At 46.2% G+C, this 12,484-nt stretch carries 11 protein-coding genes; all 11 read left to right on the forward strand.

What is annotated here, in order from left to right; translation table 11 throughout:
- Positions 1 to 86 precede the first annotated feature (86 nt).
- The 11 genes from JZY04_RS13855 to JZY04_RS13905 all read left to right on the forward strand — a co-directional run bounded on the left by JZY04_RS13855 (position 87) and on the right by JZY04_RS13905 (position 12,484).
- Positions 87 to 1,070, forward strand: coding sequence for a GNAT family N-acetyltransferase (locus JZY04_RS13855; RefSeq protein ID WP_005780621.1), 984 nt, complete (start codon positions 87 to 89; stop codon positions 1,068 to 1,070).
- Positions 1,071 to 1,281: 211 nt separating this feature from the next.
- Entirely contained in the window at positions 1,282 to 1,686 is a 405-nt protein-coding gene (gene mce, locus JZY04_RS13860) for a methylmalonyl-CoA epimerase (RefSeq protein WP_005780623.1), read from the forward strand.
- A 125-nt stretch (positions 1,687 to 1,811) separates the two neighbouring features.
- On the forward strand, positions 1,812 to 3,365 hold the full coding sequence (locus JZY04_RS13865) for an acyl-CoA carboxylase subunit beta (protein ID WP_005780626.1): 1,554 nt from the start codon (positions 1,812 to 1,814) through the stop codon (positions 3,363 to 3,365).
- Positions 3,366 to 3,384: 19 nt separating this feature from the next.
- Complete coding sequence (locus tag JZY04_RS13870; protein WP_005780627.1) at positions 3,385 to 4,299, forward strand: OadG family transporter subunit; 915 nt, start codon at positions 3,385 to 3,387, stop codon at positions 4,297 to 4,299.
- A 25-nt stretch (positions 4,300 to 4,324) separates the two neighbouring features.
- On the forward strand, positions 4,325 to 4,756 hold the full coding sequence (locus JZY04_RS13875) for a biotin/lipoyl-containing protein (RefSeq protein ID WP_005780629.1): 432 nt from the start codon (positions 4,325 to 4,327) through the stop codon (positions 4,754 to 4,756).
- 2 nt (positions 4,757 to 4,758) lie between these two features.
- Positions 4,759 to 5,919: a sodium ion-translocating decarboxylase subunit beta gene (locus JZY04_RS13880; protein WP_005780630.1), complete on the forward strand. Its 1,161-nt coding sequence runs from the start codon at positions 4,759 to 4,761 to the stop codon at positions 5,917 to 5,919.
- A 151-nt stretch (positions 5,920 to 6,070) separates the two neighbouring features.
- A complete protein-coding gene (locus JZY04_RS13885; RefSeq protein WP_122142796.1) occupies positions 6,071 to 7,405 on the forward strand; it encodes a lipopolysaccharide assembly protein LapB in 1,335 nt (444 codons plus the stop codon).
- A 20-nt stretch (positions 7,406 to 7,425) separates the two neighbouring features.
- Positions 7,426 to 8,724, forward strand: a complete 1,299-nt coding sequence (locus JZY04_RS13890) for a tetratricopeptide repeat protein (RefSeq protein ID WP_122142797.1) — start codon at positions 7,426 to 7,428, stop codon at positions 8,722 to 8,724.
- 166 nt (positions 8,725 to 8,890) lie between these two features.
- A complete protein-coding gene (locus JZY04_RS13895) occupies positions 8,891 to 10,741 on the forward strand; it encodes a glycoside hydrolase family 13 protein (protein ID WP_122142798.1) in 1,851 nt (616 codons plus the stop codon).
- Between the two features lie 220 nt (positions 10,742 to 10,961).
- Positions 10,962 to 11,402 (forward strand): MarR family winged helix-turn-helix transcriptional regulator, encoded by a 441-nt coding sequence (locus JZY04_RS13900; RefSeq protein ID WP_005780636.1) that lies wholly within the window; start codon positions 10,962 to 10,964, stop codon positions 11,400 to 11,402.
- A gap of 14 nt (positions 11,403 to 11,416) precedes the next feature.
- A complete protein-coding gene (locus tag JZY04_RS13905) occupies positions 11,417 to 12,484 on the forward strand; it encodes an HlyD family secretion protein (protein WP_044301030.1) in 1,068 nt (355 codons plus the stop codon).

Raw genomic sequence — 12,484 nt, forward strand, 5'->3', positions numbered from 1 at the left:
ACAAAGATAATCACAAAATAACAGGTCAACAAAATAAGCCCCGCAAATGTTGTAAAGAGAAATAAAAAATGTAAATTTGTCCCGATATGCCATTAAAACTGACTACATATTACCGAGGGAGTGAAATTCCGGATTTTCCCGGAACCAATACATTTCATTCAAAGGAGTTATTTCAGATTTATGAAGAAACTCCGGGCTACACTCCGCTCCTGATCATGGCTTCGGAAGATGGAAAACCAATTGCCCGGCTGCTTGCCGCCATCCGCAAAAGCATACGCATGTTTCCTCCTTCCCTTATCAAGCGATGTGAAGTTTATGGCACCGGCGAATATCTGACAGCAGAAGCCGATAAGGAAAAAATATTCGGTGAAATGCTGGAGCATCTCACCACAGAAGTATTGCGGAGTTCGTTCCTGATAGAATTTCGCAATCTTGAAAATGCCATGTTCGGTTACAAATACTTCCGGTCGAACAAATACTTCCCTGTCAACTGGCTGCGGGTACGCAATTCACTACACGGCACCGAAAGTGCGGAACAGCGTTTCAGCCCTTCCCGTATCCGCCAAATCAAGAAAGGGCTGAAAAATGGCGCATCGGTAGACGAAGCACACACGATAGAAGAAATCCGCGAATTCTCGAACATGCTGCGACATCTCTACTCGTCCCGCATCCGTAAACACTTTCCCAATATCATCTTTTTCCAGCACATGGACACACGGCTGATCCACAGCAAGCAAGGTAAAATTTTCATTGTCCGCTACAAAGGAAAAATCATCGGAGGATCTGCCTGTATCTATTCAGGCAACGATGCCTACCTGTGGTTCTCGGGAGGTATGCGGAAAACCTATGCTCTGCAATACCCGGGTATACTGGCTGTATGGAAAGCTTTACAAGACGCACATCAAAACGGGTTCCGTCACATGGAATTCATGGATGCCGGACTCCCCTTCAAGAAACACGGTTACCGCGACTTCGTACTCCGCTTCGGCGGCAAACAAAGCAGTACCCGGCGCTGGTTCCGCTTCCGCTGGCAGTGGCTGAACAATCTGCTGATCAAAATATATGTCTAAAAATCAAGCATCCTCTGGGTTTAAAACCAAAGAAGAATTGGCTTGAAACCAACAATGCCTACCTTTTAAAGTTACGCCCCTTGGGTTTTAAACCTATTTTCACCATAATTAATTGCAGAAAAATTTCTTTATTAAACAAGAATTGATTTTCTTTGTGCTGTTTTATACCATTCCAAAAAGACGATTAAAACCAAAATTAAAAAATATAGTTATGAAGATTTCACACATTGAACACTTGGGCATTGCCGTAAAAAGTATCGAGGAAGCCCTTCCGTATTATGAAAACGTATTAGGTTTGAAATGCTACAACATCGAAACTGTAGAAGATCAAAAAGTAAGAACAGCCTTCCTGAAGGTAGGTGATACCAAAATCGAATTACTGGAACCGACATGTCCGGAAAGTACCATCGCCAAATTCATCGAAAACAAAGGCGCAGGTGTTCATCACGTTGCATTTGCCGTTGAAGACGGTGTGGCTAACGCTCTGGCAGAAGCCGAAAGCAAGGAAATCCGCCTGATCGACAAAGCCCCGCGCAAAGGAGCCGAAGGCTTAAATATCGCTTTCCTTCACCCGAAATCAACTTTGGGCGTACTGACCGAACTCTGTGAACACTAAAAAAGAGATACGACTTGACAAGCACAGAATGTATGATTGAAAACACCTTTGGTTATCAATTTTCAACCGTACATCGCAAATCGTCTAATCGTAAATATTATAACCCTTTAAATTAAGAAAAACTCATGAGTAACCAGCTTGAAAAAGTAAAAGAGCTTATTGAACTTCGCGCTCAGGCTCGTTTAGGTGGTGGCGAAAAGGCTATTGAAAAACAACACGCCAAAGGCAAATATACGGCCCGCGAGCGTATTGCACAGTTGCTTGACGAAGGTAGTTTCGAAGAACTGGATATGTTTGTTCAACACAGATGTACTAACTTCGGACAAGAAAAGAAACATTTCCTCGGCGACGGTGTAGTAACCGGTTATGGAACAATAGAAGGTAGATTAGTATATGTTTTCGCACAAGATTTCACCGTATTCGGTGGTTCACTGTCGGAAACCATGGCACAGAAGATCTGTAAAGTAATGGACATGGCCATGAAGATGGGTGCTCCTGTTATCGGTATCAACGACTCGGGTGGCGCACGTATTCAGGAAGGTATCAACGCTCTGTCCGGTTATGCTGAAATTTTCCAGCGTAATATCATGGCATCGGGTGTTATTCCACAGATTTCGGGTATTTTCGGTCCGTGTGCCGGAGGTGCGGTTTACTCTCCTGCCTTGACAGACTTCACGCTGATGACCGAAGGTACATCTTACATGTTCCTCACCGGACCTGCTGTAGTAAAAACAGTAACAGGTGAAGACGTATCTCAGGAAGACCTGGGAGGTGCAAGCGTACATGCCAGCAAGTCGGGTGTAACCCACTTCACAGCCGAAACCGGAGAAGAAGGTCTGGCGATCATCCGCAAACTTCTCAGCTTTATCCCGCAAAACAATCTGGAAGAAGCCCCATTGGTGAACTGTACCGACCCGATCGACCGTATGGATGACCTGTTGAACGAAATCATCCCCGACAGCCCGAACAAACCGTACGATATGTACGAAGTGATCGGTGCCATCATCGACAACGGTGAATTCCTGGAAGTACAGAAAGACTACGCCAAAAATCTTATCATCGGTTTTGCCCGCATGAACGGACAGTCGGTAGGTGTGGTTGCCAACCAACCTAAATATCTGGCAGGCGTGCTCGACAGCAACGCATCACGCAAAGGCGCCCGTTTCGTTCGTTTCTGCGACGCATTCAACATCCCGCTGGTAACATTGGTAGACGTTCCGGGATTCCTTCCGGGCACAGGTCAGGAGTACAATGGTGTGATCCTGCACGGAGCCAAATTGCTGTATGCTTACGGCGAAGCCACTGTACCTAAAGTGACCGTAACCCTGCGTAAGTCTTACGGTGGCTCACACATCGTAATGAGTTGCAAGCAACTCCGCGGTGACATGAACTATGCATGGCCGACAGCCGAAATCGCCGTAATGGGTGGTGCCGGTGCAGTAGCGGTATTGTATGCCAAGGAAGCCAAAGATCAGGAAAACCCTGCTCAATTCCTGGCAGACAAGGAAGCCGAGTATACCAAACTCTTCGCAAACCCGTACAATGCGGCCAAATACGGCTACATCGACGACGTTATCGAACCGAGAAACACTCGTTTCCGCGTGATCCGCGCTTTGCAACAGTTGCAAACTAAGAAATTAACCAACCCTGCTAAAAAGCACGGTAATATTCCATTGTAACAAATAAAAATCGATTGTTATGAATAAGAAAAGAATCGGGATATTTATCGCTCTGCTGGCAATGGTTTGCATGGGGCTCAGGGCGCAAAGTGCCACCAGTCTGAAAATCAATGAAGTTTTGGTCATCAACGACCAGAACTATCAGGATGATTACGGGCTGCACAATGCGTGGATAGAGATATTCAATACCTCTTTCGCTTCGGTAAATCTGGAAGGTTGCTTTCTGACGAACGATAAAAACAATCCGACCAAATATCCTATTCCCAAAGGCGACGTGCTGACTTTAATCAAGCCACGTCAACATGCTTTGTTCTGGGCAGACGGGATGCCTAACCGGGGTACGTTTCATGTAAACTTTACGCTCGATCCGGACAAAGAGAACTACATTGCTCTGTATGATTCCAACGGTAAAACTTTGATTGACGAGGTAACCATCCCTGCCGGTCAGCTTGCCGACCGTTCATACGCCCGTGAAAAAGACGGAAGTGCTAACTGGGTAGTAAAAGGTGGTGGAGAACATAGCTATGTCACTCCAAGCACCAACAATATGACTATCGACAAAAACCCGAAGATCGAGAACTTCAAAAAGCACGACTCTATCGGTATTGGTATGGCCATCATTGCCATGTCAGTCGTATTCATTGGTTTGGTACTTTTGTATCTTTCATTCAAGGCGGTAGGTAATATCGCTGTCAGACTGGGTAAGAAAAACGCAATGAAAGCCACCGGTATCACCGACAAGACGGAAGCGAAGGAGAAGAACCTGGGTAGCCACACAGGTGAAGAGACTGCCGCTATCGCCATGGCTTTGCACGAATACCTGAATGACGCTCACGACGTTGAAGACATGATTCTGACTATCAACAAAGTGAAACGCACCTACTCACCGTGGAGTTCGAAGATCTACACACTGCGTCAGACTCCGAGAAGATAATTACTAACCCTAATAAAATGAAGCAATGAAACAATATAAATATAAAATCAACGGCAACCTTTACAACGTTACAGTGAACGATGTAGAAGATAACATAGCCAATGTTGAAGTAAACGGAACCTCTTACAAAGTAGAGTTGGATACTCCCGTCAAAGCTGCTCCGAAACCGGTTACCCGTCCGGCAGCCGCTCCGAAAACCGAATCGGGAGCTCCGGTAGTGACCAAACAGCCGACAGCTTCCAAGAGAGACGGCGTGAAATCTCCGCTGCCGGGTGTCATCCTCGACATCAAGGTGAAAGCAGGAGACACTGTCAAGAAAGGCCAGACTATCATCATCCTTGAGGCTATGAAGATGGAAAACAACATCAATGCCAATAAAGATGGAAAAGTAGCAGAAATTAAAGTTAATAAAGGAGATTCTGTACTTGAAGGTACAGACCTCGTAATCATTGAATAATTATGGGAGATTTCGTATCATTCTTAGGGAATAACCTTGTTGACTTCTGGGGATACACCGGTTTCGCAAACGCGACACCCGGACATCTTTTCATGTTGCTAATCGGTCTTTTCTTTATCTACCTTGCCGTAGCCAAAGAATTTGAACCGATGCTGCTGATCCCCATTGGCTTCGGTATTCTGATCGGTAATATTCCATTCAATATGGAAGCCGGATTAAAAGTGGGTATTTACGAAGAAGGTTCGGTACTGAACATCCTTTATCAAGGTGTAACCTCCGGTTGGTATCCGCCGCTTATTTTCTTAGGCATCGGAGCCATGACGGACTTCTCGGCACTGATCTCCAACCCCAAACTGATGCTGATCGGAGCTGCCGCACAGTTCGGTATCTTCGGCGCTTACATCATTGCCCTCCTCATCGGATTTGAGCCTAACCAAGCCGGTGCTATCGGTATCATCGGTGGTGCCGACGGACCGACGGCGATCTTCCTTTCGTCCAAACTGGCTCCGAACCTGATGGGTGCCATCGCCGTATCAGCCTATTCTTACATGGCACTGGTACCGGTGATACAACCACCTATCATGCGTGCGCTGACCACTAAACACGAACGCCTGATCCGCATGAAACCACCAAGAATCGTATCGCATACCGAAAAAGTGATTTTCCCCATCGTGGGTCTGTTGCTCACTTGCTTCCTGGTTCCGTCGGGTCTGCCTTTGCTGGGTATGCTGTTCTTTGGTAATTTATTGAAAGAAAGCGGTGTAACCCGTCGCTTGGCAAATACTGCCAGCGGTCCGTTGATCGATGTCATCACTATCCTGCTGGGACTGACTGTGGGAGCTTCTACACAAGCCTCACAATTCCTCACCTGGGATTCTATCCTGATCTTCATCCTCGGTGCATTCTCTTTCATCATTGCCACTACCTCGGGCGTCTTGTTTGTGAAGTTCTTCAATCTCTTCCTGAAGAAAGGCAACAAGATCAATCCGCTGATCGGTAATGCAGGTGTATCTGCCGTACCCGACTCGGCACGCATCTCACAGGTGGTCGGTTTGGAATACGATCCGACCAACTATCTGCTGATGCACGCTATGGGTCCGAACGTGGCGGGAGTAATCGGTTCAGCCGTAGCTGCCGGTATCCTGCTCGGATTCCTTATGTAGTTTAAAAGTGTTTTCATAAATAGAACCGGGGCGTCTCTCTTTTCGTAAAGAGAGGCGCCTTGCTTTTTACGTTAATCTATCTAAAAGATATTACGAACCCTTCGTAGAAACGATATTTTTACTAACTTGCAGGCAATAAAACATACGCCCTATGAAAACAAAAGCTATGAAAGCACTCATCTTTATCTTTTGCTTGTGTCTTAGTCCCATACTAACGGCACAGAACACGAATCAAAACAAAATTCAGGAAGCAATGGCAAACTATGATTACGAGACTGCCATTGAACTGATCAACAAAGAGAAGCCTACCATCCCGCTATTGATGCAGCAAGCCAAAGCCCTGAAAGGAATCGGCAACAACGCCGAGGCTCTCCGTGTCATCCGCCAAGTAATTACGGCAGATTCTACCAACCAACAGGCACACATCGAAGCCGCGGAATGTTGCAAAGCAATGGCTAAATATAACGATGCATTGGACTATTACCGGAAAACCATCACCTTGAATCCCAAGAACAAGTATGCCCGCTTGCAATTTATCAACTTGCTTTGCAATACGAAAAATTATGCCGAAGCTTTTGGAGAGAGCTCAATGATGTCCGAAACGGACAGTTCGGCCGTGGTACTCCACCTACAGGCACAGAGCCTTGAAGGAATGCAACAAATACTGCCTGCCATCGGCTGTTATGAAATCATTCAGGACAAATACCCGGACGACTATTTAGCAGCGGCCAAACTGGGAAATCTGAACATAGCGGCAGGATATCCCGAATACGCGATCAAAGCGACCGAACGCTACAGAGAACGGGATTCAACCAACCTGATCGTAAACCAGCAAAACGCACTTGCCTATTGTCGTGCCCAACAATACCCGATGGCTATCAAACGTTACGAAAATCTATGCCAGCAGGGAGACAGCAGTACACAAACATTATACTATCTGGGAATCAGCTATTACGCAGATGAATATTATTATGAAGCACACGCATGCTTCAGCAAACTGTACAAAGATATGGAAGAAGATCCGAACTTGCTCTATTATCTGGGACGATGTTGCGCCAAGACTTCCTGGAAAAAGGAAGGCATAGAACATCTGGAGAAAGCCATCGAACTTACCATCCCCAAAGACAGTACCATGATCCGTCTTTACAGAGGCTTGGTCGATTGCTGTAAACTGGCAAGAGACACACCCAAACAAATCCAGGCCCTCAAAGAGCTGTATAAATATGATAAGACGAACCATAAACTACTTTATGACATCGCCTGGAATTATTCATACCAGCTAAAAGACCACAAATCAACCGAACGTTATTTGCAGGCCTTCTTAAAGACCCGGAACAAAGATGCCAAAAAGGAGGAAGCCACCACCGAAAAAGGAGAACTCGTTCTGGGACTTGAAAACTACTACAACGCTGCCGATAAGTGGCTGAAGGACTTACAGAAAGAAAAATTCTTCAACGAGGGAATACCGGAACAAAGCCCGAAATAACAAAACCTATATTTACCCATATGAAATACCTCCTGATCCTCCTCTGTCTGGGCTTCAATGTAGCATTGTCCGCTCAGAACGTAACTTCTATCCAGGAAGCAATGGCAAACTATGACTACAAAACGGCCATCAGACTGATCGATGGAGAAACTGCTTCATCGCAATTATTATTACAAAAAGCCAAGGCTTTAAAGGGATTGGGACACACTGCCGAAGCCTTGTCCACTTTACAACATATCATTTCCGAATTACCCGAAAATCAGCAGGCATTGATAGAAGCCGCTGAATGTTGCAGGCAACTGAGCAAGTACAACGAGGCCTTGGAATACTATCGGAAAGTTTTGAAGTTAAATCCGGAACATACTTACGCGCACCTGCAATACACCCGTCTACTATACAACCAGCAGCGATATGGAGATGCACTGCATGAAAGCGTCACATTGGCCAAGAAAGACAGTTCCGCTACCGTATTACGATTAATGGCAGAAAGTATGGAAGGACTTAACATGCCGATAGAAAGCATGTTATGTTACATTTCCATCATCAAAAAATATCCTTCCGACTATCTGTCTGTTGCCAGATTGGGCAGCATACTCAATACAATGCAGGATTATGAAGGGGCAATCGCCCTGACAGAAGGATATCGCCAAATGGATAGTACCAATGTAGAGGTAAACCGACAGAACGCCCTTGCTTATTGTCTGCACAAAGACTACCCCATGGCAATCAAACGTTATCAAGATCTGACAAACCAGGGAGACAGTACCCTGCTGACATGTTATTATCTGGGGGTCAGCTATTATGCTACGAAAGAATACTTTAAAGCACGCGATTGGCTGCTTAAAGCAAAATCCCGCCAGTCCCCCAGCGCCAACCTGCTCTACTACTTGGGACGCTCCTGCTCCAAGACTTTGTGGAAACAAGATGGGATTGAGTATCTGAATCAGGCCATCGACCAGACTATCCCCACCGACAGTATAATGGAACGTCTCTATTTCGGACTTGCGGATTGTTATAAAGAGGCCAAACAGACCCGCGAGCAGATAAAAGCAATCAAAGAACAATATAAGTATGCCCCCGACAGGCATATATTGCTTTATAACATGGCCTTTCTATCCGATAAACTCAAAGATACAAAAGCCACAGAGCGCTACTTGCAAGCTTTTCTACGAACAAAGTCCCAACAGAAGGCAATAGAGCTGCAACAAGATAGCGACGTCGAAGAGGAGGAGCCCGCACCTCGCATAGACTATTATAAAAGTGCCGCCAATAAACTGGAAAGTATCCGAAAGGAAAAATTCTTCAAAGGAGAAAAGTAGCTATCCAAAGTGGCTTTTGTGCACATTACAAATGCCCGATTCAGGCTTAAGCATCTCCTATGAAAACGTTTGCATAAATAGATGGCGGACAGTAAGGAAGAAAACAGGAACCAATCCGATGATTTATCCTATATTAGCAGCATCTAAATAATAACGAGCTAATATCATGAAAAAATTATTGTTCTTCTTAGGTTCTCTCTTACTTTCATTAAGTACTTATGCAGCCATGAACGTATCAAAAATCGATCCGCCCTTCTGGTTCACCGGCATGAACAATCCGGAACTCCAGTTAATGGTATACGGCGAAGGCATCGGCCAGGCATCCGTATCAGTAAACTATCCCGGAGTATCACTCAGCAGCGTCGTGAAGCTGGAAAGCAACAATTATCTGCTTGTCTATCTTCATCTCGATAAAGATGTTAAACCGGGGAAAATGCCTATTACATTCACTCTCGGAAAGAAAAAGCTGGTTAAGGATTACGAATTGAGAGCACGTAGCAAAGCAGGAGCCGACCACAAAGGCTTTGACGCATCGGATGCCCTATATCTGTTAATGCCGGATCGCTTTGCCAATGGAAACCCGGACAACGACCAGATAGAAGGCATGGCAGAATATAAAGTAGACCGCAATGATCCGAACGCCCGCCACGGCGGTGACCTCGCCGGTATTGAACAAAACCTGGACTACTTTACCGACCTGGGAGTAACCGCACTCTGGTTCACCCCGGTACTTGAGAATAATATGAAAGGCGGTTCGTACCACGGCTATGCCACGACCGATTATTACAAGGTAGACCCACGTTTCGGTACCAACGAAGAATATCGCTCGCTGATAGACAAAGCTCACAACCGGGGCATTAAAGTCGTAATGGATATGATCTTCAACCATTGCGGAGTAGAACACCCCTGGATCAAGGATATGCCTTCGAAGGACTGGTTCAACCACTCCGATTTTAAAGACAACTTCGTACAGACATCTTACAAACTGACTCCTCACGTAGATCCGTACGCCTCACAGTATGACTTCGACCAGATGAATGACGGCTGGTTTGTGGAAGCCATGCCCGACTTGAACCAGAAGAACCCTCACGTATACAAATATCTCCTGCAAAACAGTTTGTGGTGGATTGAATATGCCGATATCGACGGCATCCGGATGGATACTTACCCGTATGCCGACTACGATGCCATGAGCAACTGGATGAAGGAACTGAATGAAGAATATCCCAACTATAACACGGTAGGCGAAACCTGGGTAACCGAACCTGCCTACACAGCCTGGTGGCAAAAAGATTCCAAACTCTCCGCCCCACGCAACAGTAACCTGAAAACTGTGATGGACTTCAGTTTCTTCGACAAAATCAACACAGCCAAGAATGAAGAGACCGACACCTGGTTCAAAGGTTTGGATCGGGTATACAACAACTTTGTATACGATTATCTGTATCCCGATCCCGCATCCGTACTGGCTTTCATAGAGAATCACGATACCGACCGCTTTCTGGGTGAAGGTGAAAATCTCGACATGCTGAAACAGGCCTCTACCCTTTTGCTGACCACCCGGCGCATTCCGCAGCTTTATTACGGAACCGAAGTCATGATGAACGGAGTAAAGAGCAAAAGCGACGGTTATGTCAGAAAAGATTTCCCCGGCGGATGGGCCAATGATAAAGAAAACGCTCTTACTCCGGAGGGACGTACCAAACTACAGAACGAAAGCTATAACTTCTACCGCAATCTGCTGAACTGGCGCAAAGGCAACGATGTGATTGCCAAAGGCAGCATGAAACAGTTCATGGTTCAGCACGGTGTATATGCCTATGCACGCGAATATAACGGAAAAACAGTATTTGTCCTGTTGAACGGTACGGATAAGGAGGTGAAACTCCCTCTGAAATATTACGCTGAAGTACTGAAAGATAAAACTCAAGGCAAAGACGTCATTAGCGGAAAAGTGATAATGCTGAACGAGGAACTGACAATGGCTCCACGCCAGTCAATGGTCATAGAGCTTTAGCCCCGTTCACCCCAAAGCAGGCTCGGGGTGTCAAAAGTCTTTTTACCACGGAGTAACACAGAGTAGCACAGAGCATTTACACTAATAATCAACAACTTAAATCACCTCTGTATTACTCCGTGTTACTCCGTGGTGAATTTTGTCACGAATAATAATAGTCAAACATTTGACTATTATCGAAGAATATCGCTACCTTTGCACCGACTAAAAGAATACAACGATGACAAACAACGAATCGGCACGCGAGCTTATTCTACAAATCCTGCGAACCCGGATGGCTTTCCGTCAAACCCTTCAACGGGTGCTCAAACGGCACAACGTAGATATGACCTTCGAAATGCTGCAAGTAATGAATTGCCTGTGGAACGAACAAGGCATCAGCCAGCAGTCTCTGGCAGAGAAAACGGCAAAAGACAAAGCTTGCCTGACTAACCTGATCAATAACCTGGAGAAGAAGAATTGGGTGATACGGAAAGAAGATTCATCCGACCGGAGAAACCGGCTGATTTTTCTTACAGCACAGGGCGAGGAACTTGCCCTTACAGTGAAACCGCTGATCAACGATATCTATACCCAAACGGGAATAGAGATGGAGGTCAGCCGGATAAACGAATGTACCGAAGATTTAAAAAGACTGTACGAAGTTCTCAACGAAATCTAAAATCAACTCAGGTCATGTCCACCCATCAAGCGAAACAAAAAGAATTAAGAAAGCTGAAGCACAGAAACATCTTTCTCAACACGGTATGCATATTATTAGCACTGGCAGGTATCTCGTGGACAGTAAACTATTTCTGGAAATATGCCCGCTACGAAATAACCAATGATGCCGTAGTGGACCAATACATCGCTCCGCTCAACATCCGGATACCGGGATATATCAAAGAAGTACGTTTCACCGAGCACCAGTATGTACATGCCGGCGACACGCTCCTGATTCTGGATGACCGTGAATACCGGATCCGACTCAAAGATGCGGAAGCCGCTTTGATGGATGCCTTAGGCTCCAGAGAGGTTTTGAACTCCGGCATCCGGACCTCAGGGGTGAACATTGCCGTACAGGACGCCAACATAGCCGAAACCCAAGCACGGCTTTCACAGCAGGAAGCCGAACTGAACCGATACACCCGGCTCCTGAAAAAACAGGCCATCAGCCAACAGGACTACGAACTGGCAAAAGCAAATTTTGAAGCGACCCGGGCACGTTACAATGCCCTCCTGCGCCAGAAAGAAGCCGCCCAATCGCAGTACTCTGAAACCAGTAAACGCAGTACCAGTGCCGAAGCCAATATCCTCCGTAAAGAGGCCGAAGTGGATATGGCTAAACTGAACCTGTCATATACCGTCGTCACCGCACCTTATGACGGATACATGGGACGGCGCACCCTTGAACCGGGACAGTTCGTACAAGGGGGACAGACTCTCTCGTACCTGGTACGAGGCAATGATAAATGGGTAACTGCCAACTATAAAGAGACTCAGATAGCCCACATCTACATCGGACAAAAGGTTCGCATTAAAGTAGATGCTTTCAGCGGCCGGACTTTTCATGGAACCGTCACGGCCATTTCCGAAGCTACCGGGTCAAAATACTCCCTGGTGCCTACCGACAATTCGGCCGGGAACTTTGTCAAAGTACAGCAGCGCATCCCTGTCCGCATTGACCTCAACGATGCCTCACCCAAAGAGATGGAATGCCTCCGTGCCGGAATGATGGTAGAAACGGAGGCGGTCCGCCCATAA

The organism is Bacteroides sp. 11BF (genome assembly GCF_019633765.1).
Lineage (GTDB): Bacteria > Bacteroidota > Bacteroidia > Bacteroidales > Bacteroidaceae > Bacteroides > Bacteroides hominis.